The 20,341-nt window shown below is 60.2% G+C and carries 20 protein-coding genes and 1 riboswitch; of the genes, 14 read left to right on the top strand and 6 right to left on the bottom strand.

Annotation, left to right across the window (positions count from 1 at the left end; translation table 11 throughout):
• Positions 1-150: 150 nt before the first annotated feature.
• The 13 genes from leuS to lipA all read left to right on the top strand — a co-directional run bounded on the left by leuS (position 151) and on the right by lipA (position 13,863).
• Positions 151-2,733: a leucine--tRNA ligase gene (gene leuS / locus GRH90_RS08060; RefSeq protein ID WP_162365437.1), complete on the top strand. Its 2,583-nt coding sequence runs from the start codon at positions 151-153 to the stop codon at positions 2,731-2,733.
• A 14-nt stretch (positions 2,734-2,747) separates the two neighbouring features.
• The gene (lptE, locus tag GRH90_RS08055; RefSeq protein ID WP_162365436.1) at positions 2,748-3,401 is read left to right on the top strand and encodes an LPS assembly lipoprotein LptE; all 654 of its coding nucleotides are present in this window, start codon (positions 2,748-2,750) and stop codon (positions 3,399-3,401) included.
• A complete protein-coding gene (gene holA, locus GRH90_RS08050; RefSeq protein WP_162365435.1) occupies positions 3,398-4,429 on the top strand; it encodes a DNA polymerase III subunit delta in 1,032 nt (343 codons plus the stop codon). Before lptE ends, holA begins: the two co-directional genes overlap by 4 nt.
• Complete coding sequence (nadD, locus tag GRH90_RS08045) at positions 4,422-5,099, top strand: nicotinate-nucleotide adenylyltransferase (protein ID WP_162365434.1); 678 nt, start codon at positions 4,422-4,424, stop codon at positions 5,097-5,099. The genes holA and nadD overlap by 8 nt, the downstream gene beginning before the upstream one ends.
• 211 nt (positions 5,100-5,310) lie before the next feature.
• Entirely contained in the window at positions 5,311-5,628 is a 318-nt protein-coding gene (rsfS, locus tag GRH90_RS08040; protein WP_162365433.1) for a ribosome silencing factor, read from the top strand.
• Between the two features lie 3 nt (positions 5,629-5,631).
• Positions 5,632-6,102 carry a 23S rRNA (pseudouridine(1915)-N(3))-methyltransferase RlmH gene (gene rlmH, locus GRH90_RS08035; protein ID WP_162365432.1) on the top strand — a complete coding sequence of 157 codons (471 nt, stop codon included), beginning with the start codon at positions 5,632-5,634 and terminating at the stop codon, positions 6,100-6,102.
• A gap of 37 nt (positions 6,103-6,139) precedes the next feature.
• On the top strand, positions 6,140-8,044 hold the full coding sequence (gene mrdA, locus GRH90_RS08030; RefSeq protein WP_162365431.1) for a peptidoglycan DD-transpeptidase MrdA: 1,905 nt from the start codon (positions 6,140-6,142) through the stop codon (positions 8,042-8,044).
• A gap of 4 nt (positions 8,045-8,048) precedes the next feature.
• Positions 8,049-9,161 (top strand): peptidoglycan glycosyltransferase MrdB, encoded by a 1,113-nt coding sequence (mrdB, locus tag GRH90_RS08025; protein ID WP_162365430.1) that lies wholly within the window; start codon positions 8,049-8,051, stop codon positions 9,159-9,161.
• A 9-nt stretch (positions 9,162-9,170) separates the two neighbouring features.
• Positions 9,171-10,325: an endolytic peptidoglycan transglycosylase RlpA gene (gene rlpA, locus GRH90_RS08020; RefSeq protein WP_162365429.1), complete on the top strand. Its 1,155-nt coding sequence runs from the start codon at positions 9,171-9,173 to the stop codon at positions 10,323-10,325.
• Between the two features lie 136 nt (positions 10,326-10,461).
• The gene (dacA, locus tag GRH90_RS08015; RefSeq protein ID WP_162365428.1) at positions 10,462-11,673 is read left to right on the top strand and encodes a D-alanyl-D-alanine carboxypeptidase DacA; all 1,212 of its coding nucleotides are present in this window, start codon (positions 10,462-10,464) and stop codon (positions 11,671-11,673) included.
• Positions 11,674-11,798: 125 nt separating this feature from the next.
• Positions 11,799-12,062 (top strand): DUF493 family protein YbeD, encoded by a 264-nt coding sequence (ybeD, locus tag GRH90_RS08010; protein ID WP_162365427.1) that lies wholly within the window; start codon positions 11,799-11,801, stop codon positions 12,060-12,062.
• A 14-nt stretch (positions 12,063-12,076) separates the two neighbouring features.
• Positions 12,077-12,760 (top strand): lipoyl(octanoyl) transferase LipB, encoded by a 684-nt coding sequence (gene lipB / locus GRH90_RS08005; RefSeq protein ID WP_162365426.1) that lies wholly within the window; start codon positions 12,077-12,079, stop codon positions 12,758-12,760.
• Positions 12,761-12,897: 137 nt separating this feature from the next.
• Positions 12,898-13,863 (top strand): lipoyl synthase, encoded by a 966-nt coding sequence (gene lipA / locus GRH90_RS08000; protein ID WP_162365425.1) that lies wholly within the window; start codon positions 12,898-12,900, stop codon positions 13,861-13,863.
• Between the two features lie 117 nt (positions 13,864-13,980).
• On the opposite strand, the gene tatE is transcribed toward lipA, so the two are convergent.
• The 6 genes from tatE to GRH90_RS07970 all read right to left on the bottom strand — a co-directional run bounded on the left by tatE (position 13,981) and on the right by GRH90_RS07970 (position 18,761).
• Entirely contained in the window at positions 13,981-14,187 is a 207-nt protein-coding gene (gene tatE, locus GRH90_RS07995) for a twin-arginine translocase subunit TatE (RefSeq protein ID WP_162365424.1), read from the bottom strand.
• Positions 14,188-14,337: 150 nt separating this feature from the next.
• Positions 14,338-15,111, bottom strand: coding sequence for an amino acid ABC transporter ATP-binding protein (locus GRH90_RS07990; protein WP_162365423.1), 774 nt, complete (start codon positions 15,109-15,111; stop codon positions 14,338-14,340).
• Positions 15,111-16,049: an amino acid ABC transporter permease gene (locus tag GRH90_RS07985; RefSeq protein ID WP_162365422.1), complete on the bottom strand. Its 939-nt coding sequence runs from the start codon at positions 16,047-16,049 to the stop codon at positions 15,111-15,113. The genes GRH90_RS07990 and GRH90_RS07985 overlap by 1 nt, the downstream gene beginning before the upstream one ends.
• Positions 16,046-16,933: an ABC transporter substrate-binding protein gene (locus GRH90_RS07980; RefSeq protein ID WP_178113081.1), complete on the bottom strand. Its 888-nt coding sequence runs from the start codon at positions 16,931-16,933 to the stop codon at positions 16,046-16,048. Before GRH90_RS07980 ends, GRH90_RS07985 begins: the two co-directional genes overlap by 4 nt.
• A 58-nt stretch (positions 16,934-16,991) precedes the next feature.
• Positions 16,992-17,786, bottom strand: coding sequence for a deaminated glutathione amidase (locus GRH90_RS07975; protein WP_162365420.1), 795 nt, complete (start codon positions 17,784-17,786; stop codon positions 16,992-16,994).
• Between the two features lie 18 nt (positions 17,787-17,804).
• Positions 17,805-18,761 carry a substrate-binding domain-containing protein gene (locus GRH90_RS07970; protein WP_162365419.1) on the bottom strand — a complete coding sequence of 319 codons (957 nt, stop codon included), beginning with the start codon at positions 18,759-18,761 and terminating at the stop codon, positions 17,805-17,807.
• A 143-nt stretch (positions 18,762-18,904) separates the two neighbouring features.
• Here GRH90_RS07970 and GRH90_RS07965 point away from each other — a divergent pair, with 143 nt between their 5' ends.
• Positions 18,905-20,257, top strand: a complete 1,353-nt coding sequence (locus GRH90_RS07965) for an aminotransferase class I/II-fold pyridoxal phosphate-dependent enzyme (RefSeq protein WP_162365418.1) — start codon at positions 18,905-18,907, stop codon at positions 20,255-20,257.
• A 16-nt stretch (positions 20,258-20,273) separates the two neighbouring features.
• Positions 20,274-20,336, top strand: a riboswitch (Fluoride riboswitch).
• The last annotated feature ends 5 nt before the right edge of the window (positions 20,337-20,341 follow it).

Raw genomic sequence — 20,341 nt, 5'->3', positions numbered from 1 at the left:
CGGCCTAATGTGGCAGAAATACGCGTTCGGGTCGCGCAGGGTGTTGTTGCCGCCGTTGCTTATCAGCTATGCTATGCGGATCTTTTGTTATCAACGCTCGGTAGACAACGCGAGCGTAGCTGTATTTTCACTATAGGACCACTGGCTGCCATGCAAGAGCAATATCGCCCGGAAGAGATAGAATCCCACGTCCAGCTTCACTGGCATGAACACCAAACCTTCAAGGTTACCGAGGATGCGGGCAAGCAAAAATACTACTGCCTTTCCATGCTGCCTTATCCCTCCGGTCGCCTGCATATGGGCCATGTGCGCAACTACACCATCGGCGATGTTATCGCGCGCTACCAGCGCATGCAGGGCAAGAACGTGCTGCAGCCCATCGGCTGGGACGCCTTCGGCCTGCCGGCGGAAGGCGCGGCGGTAAAAAACAATACCGCGCCGGCGCCCTGGACCTACGACAATATCGCTTATATGAAAACCCAGCTCAAACTGCTGGGTTTCGGTTATGACTGGGACCGTGAGGTCACCACCTGCCGGCCGGAATATTATCGCTGGGAACAATGGTTCTTTGCCCGGCTGTATGAGAAAGGCCTGGTCTATAAAAAAACCTCGGCGGTGAATTGGTGCCCGCACGACCAGACGGTGCTGGCCAACGAACAGGTGATCGACGGCGGCTGCTGGCGCTGCGGCACCAAGGTCGAGCGCAAGGAAATCCCGCAGTGGTTCGTGAAAATCACCGCCTATGCCGATGAGCTGCTCTACGGCCTGGATACGCTTGAAAGCTGGCCCGAGCAGGTGAAAACCATGCAGCGCAACTGGATTGGCCGCTCCGAAGGGGTGGAAATCCGTTTCCAGGTGGCGCACAGCGAGGAAACGCTGTCGGTCTATACCACCCGCCCCGATACCTTTATGGGCGTGACCTATCTGGCGGTGGCCGCCGGGCATCCGCTGTCGCTACAGGCCGCGGCCGCCAATCCGGCCCTGGCCGACTTTATCGCCGAATGCCGTAATACCAAGGTGGCCGAAGCCGAGATGGCGACCATGGAGAAAAAGGGCATGGATACCGGCCTGTTCGCCATTCATCCGTTAAGCGGCGAATCGGTGCCGATATGGGTGGCCAACTTTGTGCTGATGGAATACGGCACCGGCGCGGTAATGGCGGTGCCCGGCCACGATCAGCGCGACTGGGAGTTCGCCACTAAATACCGCCTGGCGATCAAGCCGGTGATCCTGGCCGTCGACGGAGCCGAGCCGGATTTAAGCCAGCAGGCCATGACCGAAAAGGGCGCGCTGTTCAACTCCGGTGAATTCGACGGTCTTGATCACGCCGCCGGCTTTAACGCCATTGCCGATAAGCTGGTGGCGGCGGGCGTCGGCGAGCGCAAAGTCAATTACCGCCTGCGCGACTGGGGCGTTTCACGCCAGCGCTACTGGGGGGCGCCAATTCCGATGATCACCCTGGAAGACGGCAGCGTGATCCCGACCCCGGACGATCGGCTGCCGGTGCTGCTGCCGGAAGATGTGGTCATGGACGGCATCTCCAGCCCGATCAAGGCCGATCCCGAATGGGCGAAAACCACCGTCAACGGCCGGCCGGCGCTGCGCGAAACCGATACCTTCGATACCTTTATGGAATCAAGCTGGTACTACGCGCGCTATACCTGCCCGCATTTCGATACCGGCATGCTGGATCCCGCCGCCGCCAATTACTGGCTGCCGGTGGATCAGTACGTGGGCGGCATCGAACATGCCATCATGCACCTGATGTATTTCCGCTTTTACCATAAGCTGCTGCGCGACGCCGGCCTGGTCAGTTCCGACGAACCGGCCAAACGCCTGCTGTGCCAGGGCATGGTGCTGGCGGACGCGTTCTATTACCTGGGCAACGGTGGCGAACAGGTCTGGATCTCGCCGGTGGATGTCGAGGTGGAGCGCGATGAAAAAGGCCGCATCATCAAAGCCACGGATAAGGATGGCCGCGAACTGATTTATGCCGGCATGAGCAAGATGTCCAAATCGAAAAACAACGGCATCGATCCCCAGGTGATGGTGGAAAAATACGGCGCCGATACCGTGCGTTTGTTTATGATGTTCGCCTCGCCGGCGGAAATGACGCTGGAGTGGCAGGAATCGGGCGTCGAAGGCGCCAACCGCTTTTTGAAACGCGTGTGGAAACTGGTGTTCGACCACCAGGCGCTGGGGGCGGTCGGCCAGCTTGATGTAGCCGCGCTGGACGAGGCGCAAAAGCTTCTGCGGCGCGAACTGCACAAGACCATCGCCAAGGTGAACGACGATATCGGCCGGCGCCAGACCTTCAACACCGCCATCGCCGCCATCATGGAGCTGATGAACAAATTGGCGCGGGCGCCGCAGGAAACCGCGCAAGACCGCGCCCTGCTGCAGGAAGCGCTGCTGGCGGTGGTGCGGATGCTGTATCCATTTACTCCGCACGCCAGCTTTGCTTTGTGGCAGGCGCTGGGCGGCGGAGGCGATATTGACGGCGCCCCGTGGCCGGTTGCCGATGAAACGGCTATGGTTGAAGAGGCGAAGCTGGTGGTTATCCAGGTCAATGGTAAACTGCGCGGAAGAATTACCGTTCCCGCCGACGCCGACGAGGCGCTGGTGCGTGGACGTGCCGTCCAGGAACATCTGGTGGCAAAACACCTGGAAGGGTTCACGGTGCGTAAAGTGATTTATGTACCTGGCAAACTGCTTAACCTGGTAGTAGGTTAAGACAAGGAGGCGTTGTGCGACATCGTACTATAGCGTTGTTGCTGGGGTTCGCGGTGCTGGTCACCGCGGGCTGCGGTTTTCATCTGCGCGGCACCACAAAAGTGCCAAATGAATTAAAAACCTTAACCCTTAACAGCTACGATCCCTACGGACCGCTGACCAGGGCCGTGCGCGCGCAGCTGCGGCTCAGCGACGTCACCATCGTCCGGGACAAAGATCCGCGCGCCAAAAAGCTGCCGTCGCTGCGCATCACCGGCTCGTCCGAAGGGCGTTCGACGGTTTCGGTGTTCCAGGACGGTAAAACCGCCGAATACCAGATGGTGCTGGATGTGCAGGCCCAGGTGCTGACGCCGGGCAAGGATCTGTATCCCATCAGTATCCGGGTATTCCGTTCGTTCTTCGACAACCCGCTGACCGCGCTGGCCAAGGACAATGAAAGCGACATTATCCGCCAGGAACTGCGTGAGCAGGCCGCGCAGCAGTTGGTGCGCAAACTGCTGGCGGTCCATGCCGCGGTGGAAGCCAACGACGCCGTGGATGCCCAGCTGAAAAAAACGGCGCAGGCCAACGGCGCGGTTGACGCCAAAGGGATGACCGCGGCAAAAACCAGCGTCGCGGCGGATCCCGAAGTCATTGCAACCCCAACCGCGGCCCAGGAAGAGCAATGATCAGGCTCTATCCTGAACAGCTGGGCGCGCAGCTAAAGGAAACGCTGCGCCCCTGCTATTTGCTGTTCGGGAACGATCCGCTGTTGCTGCAGGAAAGCCAGGATGCGATTCGCCATCAGGCGCAATCGCATCGGTTCAGCGAACATTTCAGCATTACGCTCGACGCCACCACCGACTGGGATGATATTTTCAGCCTTTGCCAGGCGATGAGCCTGTTCGCCAGCCGCCAGACCCTGCTGTTAATCCTGCCGGAAAACGGCGCCAACGCCCTGATTGGCGAAAAATTATTATTGCTCTCCACCCTGCTTCATCCGGATGTGCTGCTGATGCTGCGCGGCGCCCGCATCACCCGCGCCCAGGAAAACAGCGCCTGGTTCAAGGCGTTGGGCCAGGACGCGGTATTCATCACCTGCGCTACCCCCGAGCAGGCGCAATTGCCCCGCTGGGTGGCGGCGCGCGCCAAATCCATGCACCTGACGCTGGACAATGCGGCCAACCAGCTGCTGTGCTATTGCTACGAGGGCAACCTGCTGGCGCTGTCGCAGGCGCTGGAGCGGCTGTCGCTGGTGTATCCCGACGGCAGCCTGACCCTGCCGCGGGTGGAGACCGCGGTCAACGACGCGGCGCATTTTACCCCGTTTCACTGGATTGACGCGCTGCTGGCCGGCAAGAGCAAACGGGCCGGGCATATCCTCCGGCAGTTGCGCCATGAGGCCAGCGAGCCGGTCATCCTGCTGCGCAGCCTGCAACGGGAGGTATTAACCCTGCTGGCGTTGCACCGGGAAATGAGCCAGACGCCGCTGCGCGCCCTGTTCGATCGGCACAAGGTGTGGCAAAACCGCCGCGCGCTGCTTACCCAGGCGCTGCAACGCCTGTCATCCCGTCAGCTGCGCCAGGCGGTGGCTTTGATGACCAGTATGGAAATCGCCCTTAAGCAGGATTACGGCTATCCGGTCTGGACCGATCTTGACGCCCTCTCAATGCTGCTGTGCGGCAAATCACTCCCCGAGACCCTGCTGAATGTCTGACACCGTCGACACCGCGGCGCCAGCCGGCCCACTGGCCGCTATTTTCGGCGGCACCTTCGACCCCATACATTACGGCCATATCAAACCGGCCGTTGCCCTTGCCAGGCTGGTGGGCCTTGAACGCATCACCCTGCTGCCCAATAACGTGCCCCCCCATCGGCCGCAGCCGGAGGCCAGCGCGCAGCAGCGCCTGACCATGGTGCAGCTGGCGATAGCCGATATGGCGGGCAACCTGTTTGATATCGACGACCGCGAGCTGCGGCGCGATAATCCTTCCTGGACGGTGGAAACCTTCGAGACCCTGCGCCGGGAGCGCGGCGTGGACGCGCCGCTGGGTTTTATCATCGGGCAGGATTCCCTGCTGACGCTGCCGCAGTGGCATCGGGGTCTCGAACTGCTCGACACCTGTCATCTGCTGGTTTGCGCCCGGCCGGGATATGGCGGTAAGATGGCGACACCGGCATTGCAAGCCTGGCTCGAGTCCCGGTTAACCCAGGATGTCCGCCAGCTGCACCGGCGGCCCGCCGGGCTTATCTACCTGGCGCCGACGCCGGAGCTGTCAATTTCAGCCTCATTGATTCGCGAACGCCGCCACGCCGGACTACGCTGCAACGATATGCTGTCGCCGTCGGTGCAACGTTATATTGACGAACAGGGCTTATATCGCTAGCGCGCGGCCCATGCTATACTGCGCGGCTTAATTCTTCGGCTGTAACTTACGCTTTCTCCCGCTTGCCGCGTTTGGCCTGCAGGTCTCGGCGCGGGCGTGCTGGCCGTAAGATTCCGGTCAGTCCGTTCTGGCACATCCGTCAGGCAGCCAACCTCTACATTTGCGGTGTCCATCGCGACATCGCATGCAAAGCACACCGAAGGGGGAACCTTTGCAAGGTAACACGCTCAAAGATTTCGTCATTGATAAAATTGATGATTTGAAAGGCCAGGATATTATTTCCATCGATGTACGGGGTAAATCCAGCATTACCGATTGCATGGTCATCTGCACCGGTACGTCCAGCCGTCATGTGATGTCCATTGCCGATCATGTCGTCCAGGAATCGCGCACCGCCGGCCTGATGCCACTGGGCGTCGAAGGCGAGAAGGTCGCCGATTGGATCGTCGTCGATCTGGGCGACGTCATTGTGCACGTCATGCAGGCGGAAAGCCGCAATCTCTACGAGCTGGAAAAGCTCTGGAGCTGACCGGTGAGACTTCAGCTGATCGCGGTGGGCACCAAAATGCCGGATTGGGTGCAGACCGGCTTTACCGATTACATGCGCCGCTTCCCCAAGGACATGCCGTTCGAACTGAATGAAATCCCGGCCGGCAAGCGGGGCAAAAATGCGGACATCGGCCGCATCCTGGAAAAGGAAGGCGAACTGATGCTGGCGGCCGTAGGCAAAGGAAACCGCATCGTGACGCTGGATATCCCGGGCACGCCTTGGGAAACGCCGATGCTGGCGCAACAACTGGAACGCTGGAAGCAGGACGGCCGGGATGTCAGCCTGCTGATCGGCGGTCCCGAGGGGCTGGCGCCGGCATGCAAAGCGGCCGCGGAGCAAAGCTGGTCGTTATCGCCGTTAACCTTGCCTCATCCTTTAGTTCGGGTGTTAGTCGCGGAGAGCCTGTATCGTGCCTGGAGCATTACCACCAACCATCCATATCACCGGGAATAAGCCGGTGAAGATGTACAGAGTGAAATAACCCCGCGGAATGAAAATAGATCATAACCCCTTTCGCGACTATTCAGCAGAGTCGGCACTGTTCGTTCGCCGGGCGCTGGTGGCATTTTTAGGTATCCTGGTATTGAGCGGGATACTGATCGCCAATCTCTATCACCTGCAAATCACCCGTTTTGAAGACTACCGCACCCGATCCAACGAAAACCGCATCAAGCTGGTGCCTATCGCGCCCAGCCGCGGCATTATTTACGATCGTAACGGCATCCCGCTGGCGCTGAACCGCACTATTTACCAGTTGGAGCTGATGCCGGAGAAAATCGATGACCTGCAGGGGACCATCGACGCGCTCAGGCCGATTGTCGATCTGACCGACGACGATATCGCCAACTTTAAAAAAGAGCGCATCCGTTCGCACCGCTTTACCTCGCTGCCGCTCAAGGTCGGCCTGACCGAGGTGCAGCAGGCCCGCTTCGCGGTTAACCAGTTCAATTTCCCGGGCGTGGAAATCAAAGGCTACCAGCGGCGCTTTTACCCTTATGGCTCGGCGCTGACGCATGTCATCGGCTACGTTTCCAAAATCAATGATAAAGACGTGGAACGGCTGGACAAGGACGGCATCCTGGCCAACTATGCCGCCACCAACGATATCGGCAAGCTGGGCATCGAGCGTTTTTACGAGGATACCCTGCACGGCAAGACCGGTTATGAAGAGGTGGAGGTCAACAACCGCGGCCGCGTGATCCGCCAGCTGCATGAACAGCCGCCCCAGGCCGGGAAGGATATCTACCTGACCCTGGACCTGCACCTGCAGACCTATATCGAAAAACTGCTGGCGGGCAGCCGCGCGGCGGTGGTGGTGGCCGACCCGCGCGACGGCGGCATCCGCGCGCTGGTCTCCAACCCCAGCTACGATCCCAACCTGTTTGTCGACGGCATCACCAGCAAGGATTACCGCAACCTGCTGCAGGACGAAAACCGTCCGCTGATTAACCGCGCCACCCAAGGGGTGTACCCGCCGGCCTCCACCGTCAAACCCTACATCGCGGTATCGGCCCTGACCCTGGGCACCATTAACCACAATTATTCATTGTTTGATCCGGGCTGGTGGCAATTGCCCGGATCGGATAAACGCTACCGCGACTGGAAAAAATGGGGCCACGGCCGGCTTAACGTCACCAAGGCGCTGGAGGAGTCGGCGGATACCTTCTTCTACCAGGTTGCTTATGATTTAGGCATCGATCGGCTGTCGGAGTGGATGTCGAAATTCGGCTACGGCTCCTACACCGGCATCGACCTGTCGGAAGAGCGCGCGGGCATCATGCCGACCCGCGAGTGGAAGCTTAAGCGTTTCAAAAAGCCCTGGTACCTGGGCGATACCATCCCGGTCGGCATCGGCCAGGGTTATTGGACCGCCACGCCGGTGCAAATGTCCAAGGCCTTGATGTCGCTCATCAACGACGGCGCGGTGCGCATCCCGCACCTGCTTTACAGCACCCGGGAAAACGGCCAGATGGTGCCTTATAAGCAGCCGGAACATACCCAAATCGGCGATCCGCACTCCGGCTATTGGGAGATTGCCAAAGACGGTATGTTTGGCGTCGCCAACCGGCCCAACGGCACCGCGCGCAAAAGTTTTGCCGACGCGCCGTATAAAATCGCGGCCAAATCGGGCACCGCGCAGGTCTACGGCCTGAAGGCCAACGAAGTGTATAATGCCCATAAGATTGCCGAGCATTTGCGCGATCACAAGCTGATGACCGCGTTCGCCCCCTACGACAAACCGACGGTGGCGGTGGTGGTGATCCTGGAAAACGGCGGCATCGGCCCGGCGGTGGGGACCATTACCCGCCAGATCCTGGACCATATCATGCTGGGCGACAATACGACGGACTTACCGGACGAGCAGCCTGCTCCACCCGGCACTGAAGGTGATTAAACCCATGACCGACAACCAGCAGAACGGGGCGTTCTGGAATAAGCTCCATATTGATGTGCCTTTCCTGTTCCTGATCACGCTGCTGCTGGCCTACAGCGCCATGGTCATGTGGAGCGCCAGCGGCCAGGATGTCGGCATGATGGAACGCAAAATCGGCCAGATCTTCATGGGACTGCTGGTGATGCTGGTGTTGGCCCAGGTGCCGCCCCGGGTCTACGAGGCCTGGGCGCCCTATTTATACATTATCAGCGTGATACTGCTGGTGGCGGTGGACGCGTTCGGCCAAATCAGTAAAGGCGCCCAGCGCTGGCTGGATTTGGGTTTTGTGCGTTTCCAGCCTTCGGAGATTGCCAAGATTGCGGTGCCGCTGATGGTGGCGCGCTTTATCAACCGCGACAGCTGTCCCCCCTCGCTGAAAAATACCGCCATCGCCCTGGTGCTGATCTTCCTGCCCACGCTGCTGGTGGCGGCGCAGCCCGACCTCGGCACCGCCATCCTTATCGCCGCCTCGGGATTGTTCGTGCTGTTCCTGTCCGGCATGAGCTGGAAGCTGATTGGGGTGGCGGCGCTGCTGGTGGCGGCCTTTATCCCGATCCTGTGGTTCTTCCTGATGCATGATTACCAACGCGATCGCGTGATGATGCTGCTCGACCCGGAGACCGATCCGCTGGGCGCCGGTTATCATATTATCCAGTCCAAAATCGCCATCGGCTCCGGCGGCCTGAGCGGCAAGGGCTGGCTGCACGGCACCCAGTCGCAGCTGGAGTTCCTGCCCGAGCGGCATACCGACTTTATTTTCGCCGTATTGGGCGAAGAGCTGGGCCTGATTGGCGTCCTGGTGCTTTTAGGGTTATACCTGTGCGTAATCATGCGCGGCCTGGTCATCGCCGCCAGGGCGCAGACCACTTTCGGCCGGGTGATGGCCGGGGGCTTAATGCTGATCCTGTTCGTTTACGTCTTCGTGAATATCGGCATGGTAAGTGGTATCTTACCGGTGGTCGGCGTTCCGCTGCCGCTGGTGAGCTACGGCGGCTCGGCATTGATCGTGCTGATGGCGGGGTTTGGTATCGTCATGTCGATACATACGCATCGGAAAATGTTGTCTAAAAACTTATAGAGGTGAGCAATGCGTAAGGAATGGCACTGGATCGGCGTGATAGGGTTGTTGCTCACGGCCTGTAGCACCACGGAACCTACGCAGCAACAGCAGGCGCCCGCCGCGGCCTATAACGGGCCGGTAGTGGAAATCAGCGGCGTGGAGCCGCGCTACGAGCCTTACAATCCGGGCACCGGCCAGGACTATGAAGTCAACGGCAAAACCTACCATATTATCAAAAATCCGCAGAACTACAGCGAAACCGGCCTGGCTTCATGGTATGACGCCGAATCCAGCGGCAGCAGCGTCACCGCCACCGGCGAACAGTTCGACGCCGGCGCCCTGACCGCCGCGCATCCGACCCTGCCTATCCCAAGCTATGTGCGGGTCACCAATGTTAGCAACGGCCGCCAGCTGGTGGTGCGGGTCAATGACCGCGGTCCCTACACCCCCGGCCGGATTATCGATCTGTCGCGCGCGGCGGGCGACCGGCTGAACATTTCCAATAACAGCAAGGTGCGGGTCGACTTTATCCAGGTTGCGCCGGACGGCACGCTGTCCGGCCCCGGCACCGTCGGCACCGTGGTGGCGAAACAGAACTATGCGCTGCCGGCGCGGCCGACCCTGGGCACCGGCGCGATGGGCACGCCGGAGCTGCAGTCCGCCCCGGCGGCCGATAACGCCCCGGTTCTTCCGGTGGCCAATCCGGTGCAGGCCAATGCGGCGGCGGACGATGAGGATGCCGGCGCACCCGCCGCCAGCGGCCCAAGCCAGGGCGGCGGTTTTCTCGGCGCCCCTTCCGCCCTGCCGGCCGGCGTGATTGAATCCAGCCAGTCCGAACCGGCGGTCGCCCCACCGGTGGTTTCTCAGCCGCCGCCGTACTCATCAGGCAGCGCGGCAGCGTCGCATACCGCGGCGGCGGTCGCCGCGCCGGTGGCGGCTTCGGCCGGCGGACGCTATGTGGTGCAGGTCGGCGCTATCGGCGATCGACAGCGCGCGGTTACGTGGCAGCAAAACCTGAGCCAAAAGTTCGGCGTGCCCGGCAAGGTCACCGCCAACGGCGCGCTATACCGCGTGCAACTGGGGCCGTTCAGCTCCCGGCAACAGGCCGCCGGGCTGCAGCAGCGCCTCGCCAGCGAAGCGCAACAGCAGTCCTTTATCACCACGGCGGCGGACGGACAATAACCGACGATCGCGCCGGCTGAAACATTATTAAAAGGTTATCCCCATCAGGTAACGGATTGCCTGATGCCGGGCTTTTTTAGTTCTGCTATAGTGTGGCACGATTTTAACTTACTCCCACGGATGATGTTGTCCCGACATGAATAAAGTAATGAGCCATCTTTTATTCAGGCGCTTAGCCTTAAGCACCCTTATTGCGCTGATCCCTCTTTCCTATAGCCACGCCGACGACATGAATCTCAAGACCATGATTCCCGGCGTGCCGCAAATCGATGCCGAAACCTATATCCTGATCGACTACAATTCCGGCAAGGTCCTGGCGGAACAGAATGCCGATACCCGCCGCGATCCGGCCAGCCTGACCAAAATGATGACCAGTTATGTCATCGGCCAGGCGATTAAGTCGGGAAAAATCACTCCTAACGATATCATCACCGTGAATAAAGATGCCTGGGCAACCGGCAATCCGGTGTTCAAGGGATCGTCGCTGATGTTCCTGAAACCCGGCGATCGCGTGCCGGTGGCGCAGCTTAACCGCGGCATCATCCTCCAGTCCGGTAACGACGCCTGCGTGGCCATGGCCGATTATGTCGCCGGCAGCCAGGACGCCTTTGTCGGCCTGATGAACAACTACGTGAAAGCGCTGGGGCTGCAAAATACCCAGTTCGAAACCGTGCATGGCCTTGACGCGCCCGGCCAGTACAGCTCCGCGCGCGATATGGCGCTGATAGGCAAGGCCCTGATCCGCGACGTGCCGGACGAATACGCCACCTATAAAGAAAAAGAGTTTACCTTTAATAACATCCGGCAGATGAACCGTAACGGACTGCTGTGGGATACCAACCTGAACGTGGACGGCATCAAGACCGGCCATACCGATTCCGCCGGCTATAATCTGGTTGCCTCGGCCACCGACGGCCCGATGCGCCTGATTTCGGCGGTGATGGGCGGCCACTCGGCCAAGGGGCGGGAAAGCGAAACCCGCAAGCTGCTGACCTGGGGCTTCCGTTTCTTTGAAACCGTGGCGCCGCTGAAAGCGGGCAAGGAATTTGCCGCCGAGCCGGTATGGTTCGGCGATACCGACAACGTCAAGCTGGGCGTGGATACCGACGCTTACCTGACCATTCCCCGCGGCCGCATGAAAGATTTGAAAGCCAGCTATACTTTAGCCCAGAAGGAATTGCATGCGCCGCTGGCCAAAGGCCAGCAGGTGGGTTCCATCAATTTCCAGCTGGACGGCAAGACCATTGATCAGCATCCGCTGGTGGTCCTGGAACAGGTACAGGAAGGCAATATCTTCAGCCGCATCGTGGATTATATCAAGCTGATGTTCCATCATTGGTTCGCTTAACGCCACCACGGCTTGTCAGCGGCAAATCCGCCCCCATATAATGGATATACTCCCGCCCAGGCGGGAGTATTAATTTGAACCCGGCGTTTTTATCCTGCCAGGGCAATAATACATCCGGAGCGCCAATGAAAACCAAACTGAATGAACTGCTCGAGTTTCCCTGCTCGTTCACCTACAAAGTGATGGGCACCGCCCGTCCGGAGCTTGTCGATCAGGTCGTCGAAGTGGTACAGCGCCACGCGCCCGGCGATTATACCCCGCAGGTAAAGCCCAGCAGCAAAGGCAACTACCACGCGGTATCCATCACCATTACCGCCACCCATATCGAGCAGGTTGAAGCGCTTTATGAGGAATTGGGCAACATCGAACTGGTCCGCATGGTTCTGTAAACCCGGAGTCGCCTGTGTCACAGGATGCCATTATTATTCGTCAGCTCGGCCTGCAGCCTTATGAACCGGTATCGCGGGCCATGCACATATTCACCGATCGCCGCGATGAGACGACCGCGGATGAAATCTGGCTGGTCCAGCATCCGCAGGTCTTTACTCAGGGACAGGCCGGCAAAGCCGAGCATATCCTGACGCCGGGCGCCATTCCGGTTATCCAAAGCGATCGCGGCGGCCAGGTGACGTTTCACGGTCCCGGCCAGCAAATCCTTTACGTCCTGCTTAACCTCAAACGCCGCAAGCTGGGCGTGCGCCAGTTGGTAACCCTGCTGGAGGAGACGGTGGTGGAAACGCTGGGCCGTTTTGCCATTGAAGCGCGCGCTCGCGCCGACGCGCCCGGGGTTTATGTAGGCGACGATAAAATCTGCTCGCTGGGTCTGCGCATCCGCAAGGGCTGTTCCTTCCACGGTCTGGCGCTGAATATCGCCATGGACCTGTCACCCTTCCTGCGCATCAATCCCTGCGGTTACGCCGGCCTGCGCATGACCCAGATGAGCGAACGGGTCCCGGGCACCCGGGCGGATGACGTGGCGCCGGTGCTGACGGCGGTATTCCTGCGGCGGCTCGGCAATCCACCGACCCGCACCCTGCCCTGGCGCGCAGATGACTATCCGCCGGAGCCGCCCGCGATTTCGCAATAATCGCTTTTTTGGGCTGAAAGCGGCCGGTTAAACATGTTATAATTTTTGATGTTTTATCAAATAAATTTGAACAATCACGTAACAGGGTGAAGGTGTTGGCCTTCCCCTGCCAAATTCGGGACGGGACCTGCGAGATTATGAGTAAACCGATACAGATGGAACGCGGCGTTAAATACCGTGACGCCGATAAAATGGCCTTAATCCCGATTAAAACCGTGGCGGTTGAGCGTCAGGAGATGCTGCGCAAACCGGAATGGATGAAGATCAAACTGCCGTCGGACTCCACGCGTATCCAGGGTATCAAGGCCGCCATGCGTAAAAACGGCCTGCATTCCGTCTGTGAAGAGGCTTCCTGCCCGAACCTGTCCGAGTGTTTTAACCACGGCACCGCCACCTTTATGATCCTCGGCGCGATTTGCACGCGTCGCTGCCCGTTCTGCGACGTGGCCCATGGCCGCCCTACCCAGCCAGACGCCAATGAGCCGGAAAAACTGGGCCAGACCATCGCCGATATGGGACTGCGTTATGTGGTGGTCACCTCGGTGGATCGCGACGATCTGCGCGACGGCGGCGCCCAGCATTTTGCCGATTGCATCACCGCCATCCGGGCGAAGAATCCGACCATCAAGATTGAAACCCTGGTGCCGGATTTCCGCGGCCGTATGGACCGCGCGCTGGAGATTATCAACGCCGCGCCGCCGGATGTGTTTAACCATAACCTGGAAAATGTGCCCCGGCTTTACCGCCAAGTGCGCCCGGGCGCCGACTATGGCTGGTCGTTGAAGCTGCTCGAGCGCTTCAAGGAAGCCAATCCCGACCTGCCGACTAAATCCGGCCTGATGGTGGGCCTGGGCGAGACCAATGCGGAAATCGTGGATGTCATGCGCGATTTGCGCCGCCACGGCGTGACCATGCTGACCCTGGGCCAGTATTTGCAACCCAGCCGTCATCACCTGGCGGTGAAGCGTTACGTTAGCCCGCAGGAATTCGACGAGATGAAAGCGGAAGCCATGGCGATGGGCTTTACCCATGCGGCATGCGGGCCATTCGTGCGTTCGTCCTACCATGCGGACCTGCAGGCGAAGGGCATAGAGGTAAAATAACCGGCGACATACACGGTTACATTCAGGCCGCGCGGCCTGTTGCGCGCACGGCAAAAAGGATGGTCACGGTGGTGATCATCCTTTTATCCGGGAACCAGGTTCGTTAGCCGAAGCGGCTTACTCTTTACGTTCCGTGACCTGCGGGACTACAGGTTCATCGGCCGGGGTTTTCTGCGCGGTCGCATCGTCGCTGCCCATCGCCTTTTTGAACCCTTTGATAGCCGCGCCCAGGTCACCGCCGAGGCTGCGCAGTTTGTTGGTGCCGAACAGCAGCACAATCAAGGCGCCGATGACTAACAATTTAGTAATGCTTAAACCTTCCATACTCACCTTCTTGCTTGATTAACGCTTGCTGATAAAACCAGCGATTCATACATGTTAATCGCTTTTTACCGCTATTGCCCCTGCATTACAAGAGATATCTGTAACAGATTTACATACCGGCGCGCTAATCCAGCCCCCGCCGCGGCCTGGCTACAGGAACCGGCTGAGGAAAGCGCGGGTACGGGGATGCCGTGGATTGACCAGGACTTCATGCGGCGAACCCTGCTCCACCACCACGCCCTGATCCATAAACACCACCCGATCCGCCGCCTCCCTGGCAAAGCCGATTTCATGGGTCACCACGATCATCGTCAATCCCCGATCCGCCAGGCTGCGCATGGTGGACAACACCTCGCCCACCAGTTCCGGGTCCAGCGCCGACGTCGGCTCGTCGAACAACATCAGCTTGGGCCGGATGGCCAACGCCCTGGCGATCGCCACCCGCTGCTGCTGGCCGCCGGAAAGATGGCGCGGATAGGCATCGGCTTTTTCACTCAGGCCGACGGTTTGCAACAGCTCGCGGGCATAACTCACCGCTTCCCGCCGGCTTTGTTTATGCACCCCGATCGGCGCCTCGATAATATTTTGCAGCACCGTCATATGGGGATAAAGGTTAAATTGCTGGAACACCATGCCGATCTCCTGGCGCTGGCGGGCAATGGCCCGGGCGGAGAGTTTGTGCAGCACGCCTTTGCGCAACTCATAACCCACCTGATGATCGCCGACGATAATCGAGCCCTGGTTCATATCCTCCAAATGGTTAATACACCGCAGAAAAGTGGATTTACCCGACCCGGACGGCCCGAGGATCACCACCACTTCGCCGGTATGGACCTCCAGGTTGATGCCCTTAAGCACCTCGTGCTCGCCATAACTCTTGCGCACGTCGCGGGCGCGTACCAGCAAAACTGAGGTTTGCGTCATTATTTTTCTCCTGCCGCAGTGTCAGCCGGGGCATGGCGCCGCCGGTTCACCGTCTCGCTGCGGCGGGTGCCGCGGGCGTAATAGCGTTCAATGGCCGACTGCGCCACGTTCAGCACCGAGGTGATAATCAGGTACCAGATCACCGCCACCATCAGCATCGGCACCACTTCAAACGTGCGGTTATAGACCGACTGAACCGAATAGAGCAAATCGCCCATGGCGATCACGCTCACCAGCGACGTGGCCTTAATCATGCTGATCAGCTGATTGCCGGTGGGGGGAATGATCGACCGCATGGCCTGGGGAATGATAATGCGCCGCAACGCCCGGCTGCGGCTCATGCCGAACGCCTGGGTGGTTTCCACCTGGCCGGTATCCACCGACAGCAGGCCGGCGCGGATAATCTCCGCCATATAGGCGGCCTCGTTAAGCGCCAGCCCGGCAATGGCGGCGGTCAGCGGCGTTATCAGATCGTTGGTGTTCCAGCTGGCGTACACCGGGCCGACAAACGGCAGGCCCAGGGTGACGTGCGGGAACAGCGTCGACATGTTGTACCAGAAAATCAGCTGCACCAGCAGCGGCGTGCCGCGGAAGAACCAGATATACAGGCCCGCCAGGCCGCCCATCAGCCGGTGATCGGACAGTCTGGCCACGGCCAGCAGCAGCCCCAGCGCCACCCCGAGCACCATGGAGATAACCGTCAGGCCGAGGGTAACGCCCAGCCCCCGCAGCACCGACGCCTCGGTAAACCAAACCTTCACCACGTGCCATTCAAAGTTTTTATTGTTGGCGACGACCCAGATAACGTCGGCGGCAATCAATAACACCAGGATCCATAAAATCAGGTGGCCCAGCCGACCCGGCGGACGCGCGTAACGCACGTCGCGCTCGCTATCCGGCGGCGGCGTCTCCGTTGGATCAGTCAAGCGCACGGTCATGGCTTCACACCCGTGTTACCGGCCAGGTTGCGCCCCGGCGCCTTTAGCATATTGTCCTGCAGGCGCCATTTTTTCATGATGGCCGCGTAGGTGCCGTTATCAAACAATTTTTGATAGGCTTCCAGCACCACCGCGCCGAACGGCGAATCCTTCGGCACCACCGATCCCTGGAACAGATCGCCAAACCCATTGGCCTTGCCCTGGCCGCTTAATTCCAGCTGGCCGTTGGTTTGCGCCACAAAATAGGTCAGGGGCGCCTGGGAAGAGAAAAAAGCGTCGACGCGGCCGGAACGCACCGCCAGCACCGAGGTCGGCTGATCGGTAAAGGAGGCAACGGTCACTGCCGCCTTGCCCGCCGCGGTACAGGCGGTGGATTGCTTACGTATCACCTGCTCGGCCGAACCCGCAGCCATCACCGCGATGCGCTTGCCGCAGGTATCGTCCAGGCCGTTGATGCCGGCCGGATTGCCTTTAGGCACCGCGAACACCACGAATTCCCGTACAAAATCAATAAAATCATTTTTTTGTTCACGGTCAGGGAAATCGCCAATCGGGCCGATCGCCATCTGATAGCGCCCGGAGTTGATGCCGCTCAGGACGCCCGACAGGCCGCTGACCGAGGCGTGCTCGATCTTCACGCCCAGCAATGTCCCCAGCGCCCGGGCCAAATCGGCGCTGGCGCCATCAAGCGAATGGGTGCTGGTGGCGATTTCATAAGGAGGGAACGAGCCGTTATTCACGGATATAATCTTGCCCGACTGCTGGATATCCTGCGGCAGCTTAGCGTGTAGCGCGGCGTCCAGGGTCTGGACCGGCAGCGCGTCATCCGCCAGCGCGCCGCCGGACAGCGCCAGGCAAATCATGGCCATAAGCCGCTTTTTCATTACATTCATCACGTTTCCCCCTGATTTTGTTAACCTATTCATGATTACGGTGCGCGGCTTAACGCTCACGCAGCTGCGGCGCGGCGAAACAGCGGTTTTCCAGTACCGGCAACACCCGTCGCGCATGGGCAACCCGCCCGGCATCCAGCTCGGCGAAGACCAGCGCCGGGGCTTCGGCGGCATGGGCAATAGCCACGCCCAGCGGATCCACCACCATACTGTTGCCGATATTGCGTTCGCCGCACTCCCCCACCGCCACCATATAACAGGTATTCTCCAACGCCCGGGCGGTCACCAGCACCGCCCAGTGCATCTCCTTCAAGGGTCCCTTGACCCAGGCGGCCGGCAGCACCAGCACCTGGGCGCCGTCCAGCGCCAGCCGGCGCGCCAGCTCGGGGAAACGCACGTCATAACAGGTCATCAGGCCCACTTTCATGCCCGCCACGTCCACCAGCGGCGGCACCGCCGTGCCCGGCGTCACGTTTTTCGACTCCTGCACGGCAAACGCGTCGTAAAGATGTAGTTTGCGATAGCGGGCGATGATTTCACCATTACGGACGGCGATCAGCACATTAAACGCACGCCCGTCGCCGGTGGGCGTATGCACGCTCATCATGGTGGTCAGCTGCGTGCCATGGCTGGCGGCGCACAGCCGGCTGACGAAGGGACCGTCCAGCGGCTGGGCGGATTTCAGCACCAGATCCGGATCGGCAATGTCCCGCGCCAGGATGCCTTCCGGCAGCACCAGCAAATCGGCGCCGCCCGCTTGGGCGCGCGCCATCAGGTCGAGACAGGTCGCCAGATTGCCTTCCCATTCCCGGCTTACTGCAAATTGTCCTAATGCGACTTTCATCATCCATCCTCCTGCTGATTATGTTGATACGTTGGGAAAGAGCTCCGCCGGGGTAAGGCAGCGCGACGTCAGTCCCTGCTCAAAGAGTTCACCGGCAAAATCCGCCACCATCCTGCGGTTGGCGTCAAAACCGTTGTCATTCCAGTCCGGCGGCAGATCGCGCGCGGTGCGCGCCAGATCGTCCATCAGCCACGGCGTGGTATCGGCATACCTCACCCGCTTGTCGTACCATATGCCGGCCGACTGGGTAATGATATTGCTTAACGCCTGGGGCAATTCGGGATGGGCCGCCGCCAGCGCCGGCTTGATGCCCAGCACATGTATCCCCGGGATGTATCCCACCGCCTTGAAATAGTCGAGCTCCGCCTGGCGAAAATCCGCCTGCAGCTGGCGCAGGTCGGACTCGGGGGCAAAGAAGCCGTTCGGCATAAACGGAGTGAATATCGCGTCCAGTTCTCCCGCCCGCAGCAGCGTCAGCAGGGGCTGCTCTCCCGGCACGGCCTCGATATGCCCCGGGCGGCCGAATCCCGCCAGGCGATCGACCACCGGGTGATCGTCGGTCAAACGGCCGACAAACCAGGCGGCGTCGTTTATGCCCACTCCTTCGCGGCGCAGCAGGGTACGGGTCCAGGTATTGCCGGAATCCTGCCAGCCGGTCAAGCCGATACGCTTGCCCTTCAACTGCCCAAGCCGGGTCAGCGGGCTGCTTTTGGTGGTGATGATGCAGCGCTGGCGGAACCCGCGCATCAGGAAGTGCGGGATAGCCAGCAGTGAATTATCGCCCCGGGCCACCGCCTGGGCATAGCGGCTGAACGAGACTTCGCCCGCATCGTAATCGGCGCTGGTGGCCAGGTTATCCACCAGCGTGCCGACACGATGGATTTCCAGGGAAAAACCCCGCGGTTTGAGATCGCCCAATGCCAGGGGAGTGAAGTAGTCCCAATCCCTGACCGCCAGCCTGATAGTATATGCCACGTTTTTCTCCCGTCCCGGCGCGAGTTCATTTACCGGACATTAACAGTTGTAAACCATATTGGTTCCGATTGATTAATTTCGATACTAAAACCACTTTGTTCAATGTACAATCCATACTTTGTTACTGTACAAAGTAAATTCTTATGGATAACGCCCTTGATGCCGGCTGGCTGGCCGAACGCATCCCCGATCGTACGATTAAAGGCATTGCGCTTGAAACCGCGGCGCTTATCGGCAGCGGCGCCATTCCCGTCGGCGCGCGGCTACCGGCGGTGCGCGACCTGGCGAGGCTTCTTGATGTCAGCCCGGCGACGGTATCCGCCGCCTGGGGACAGCTGCGCCGGCAAAAAGTCATCACCGGCACCGGGCGCAACGGCGTGTGGGTTTGCGGCAATATCGTGACGCCGCGGCCGGTGCGGTTCGAGGCCATCGGCAATTTTGGCGACAATATTATCGCCGATCTGACCCTGGCCGCGCCGGATCCGGCCTACCTGCCCTCCCTGCGCCAGGCGCTCGCGCAGGGAGGGCGGGCGGTCAACCTGAACAGCTATCGGCGCGAGCCGATAAGCCAGGTATTGCGGCAGGCCATCGAGCCGCGCTGGCCTTACGCCGCCGAGGCATTCCTGGCGGCAGACGGCGGTTTCGACGCCATGTATCAAACCCTGCAAACCCTAATCCTGCCCGGCACACCGGTGGCCATTGAAGACCCTACCGCCACGCGATTGCTGGATATGCTGGATAATGTCGGCGCGAATATCATCGCCGTTCCCTGCGACGACGAAGGCCCGACGGCGGACGGCCTGCGGGCGGCGCTGAAACATAATCCGGCGGTCTTTATCTATCAGCCGCGCACCCACTCCACCACCGGCCACACGGTGAGCGCGCGGCGAGCCGACGAAATGGCGCGTTTGCTGCGTGACGGCCAGACCCTGGTGATTGAAGACGACGGCATCGGCGAGCTTTCCGAACATCAGGTTCATAGCCTGGGCCGGGTATTCCCACAGCGTACCGTGCACGTGCGGTCGTTTTCCAAAGCCTATGGGCCGGATTTACGGCTGGCGGTGATCTCCAGTTCCGGCGATATTATCCGGCGTATCCAGTCGGTACGTAACTTCGGCGCCAGCTGGACCAGCCGCATATTGCAGGAAGCGGTGGCCTGGATGATGGAAGACACCACCACCCAGCAGGCCATTGTCGCCGCCAGGCGTTGTTATGCCCAGCGGCGCCGGGCGCTGGTGCGGGCGCTGGCGCAGCGGGGAATAACCTTGCCGGACCGGGACGGGCTTAGCATCCAGATCCCGGTGCCGTCGGAACAATATGCCCTGGTAACGCTTGCGGCGCATGGTATCGCGGTCATGCCGGGCAAGCGCCACAGCATCGGTCCCAGCCAATTTATCCGGGTGTCCACGTCCCTGCTGGAAGCCGATCGGGTCGAGCTGGTAGCGGATGCGCTGCAGCTGGCCTGCCGGCATGACGACGACAGCGCTGTTCAGTAAGCGAATGTGATGTATAATCACGTCAGGAGATGACATGCCTCCTTTAACCGCCGTTTCGGCTGATGATGTCTACGTTATCCTGCT

The sequence above is a fragment of the Acerihabitans arboris genome, assembly GCF_010131535.1.
Lineage (GTDB): Bacteria > Pseudomonadota > Gammaproteobacteria > Enterobacterales > Enterobacteriaceae > Acerihabitans > Acerihabitans arboris.
Note: the sequence above shows the minus strand (reverse complement) of the source record. Positions and strands in the feature narration are given on the sequence as shown.

What these genes read in the sequence shown, in the direction of transcription:
- leuS (WP_162365437.1), top strand. Translation starts at nt 151, where the DNA reads ATGCAAGAGCAATATCGCCCGGAAGAGATAGAATCCCACGTCCAGCTT.
- holA (WP_162365435.1), top strand. Translation starts at nt 3,398, where the DNA reads ATGATCAGGCTCTATCCTGAACAGCTGGGCGCGCAGCTAAAGGAAACG.
- nadD (WP_162365434.1), top strand. Translation starts at nt 4,422, where the DNA reads ATGTCTGACACCGTCGACACCGCGGCGCCAGCCGGCCCACTGGCCGCT.
- mrdA (WP_162365431.1), top strand. Translation starts at nt 6,140, where the DNA reads ATGAAAATAGATCATAACCCCTTTCGCGACTATTCAGCAGAGTCGGCA.
- mrdB (WP_162365430.1), top strand. Translation starts at nt 8,049, where the DNA reads ATGACCGACAACCAGCAGAACGGGGCGTTCTGGAATAAGCTCCATATT.
- rlpA (WP_162365429.1), top strand. Translation starts at nt 9,171, where the DNA reads ATGCGTAAGGAATGGCACTGGATCGGCGTGATAGGGTTGTTGCTCACG.
- dacA (WP_162365428.1), top strand. Translation starts at nt 10,462, where the DNA reads ATGAATAAAGTAATGAGCCATCTTTTATTCAGGCGCTTAGCCTTAAGC.
- ybeD (WP_162365427.1), top strand. Translation starts at nt 11,799, where the DNA reads ATGAAAACCAAACTGAATGAACTGCTCGAGTTTCCCTGCTCGTTCACC.
- lipA (WP_162365425.1), top strand. Translation starts at nt 12,898, where the DNA reads ATGAGTAAACCGATACAGATGGAACGCGGCGTTAAATACCGTGACGCC.
- tatE (WP_162365424.1), bottom strand. Translation starts at nt 14,187, where the DNA reads ATGGAAGGTTTAAGCATTACTAAATTGTTAGTCATCGGCGCCTTGATT.
- GRH90_RS07990 (WP_162365423.1), bottom strand. Translation starts at nt 15,111, where the DNA reads ATGACGCAAACCTCAGTTTTGCTGGTACGCGCCCGCGACGTGCGCAAG.
- GRH90_RS07985 (WP_162365422.1), bottom strand. Translation starts at nt 16,049, where the DNA reads ATGACCGTGCGCTTGACTGATCCAACGGAGACGCCGCCGCCGGATAGC.
- GRH90_RS07980 (WP_178113081.1), bottom strand. Translation starts at nt 16,933, where the DNA reads ATGAAAAAGCGGCTTATGGCCATGATTTGCCTGGCGCTGTCCGGCGGC.
- GRH90_RS07975 (WP_162365420.1), bottom strand. Translation starts at nt 17,786, where the DNA reads ATGAAAGTCGCATTAGGACAATTTGCAGTAAGCCGGGAATGGGAAGGC.
- GRH90_RS07965 (WP_162365418.1), top strand. Translation starts at nt 18,905, where the DNA reads ATGGATAACGCCCTTGATGCCGGCTGGCTGGCCGAACGCATCCCCGAT.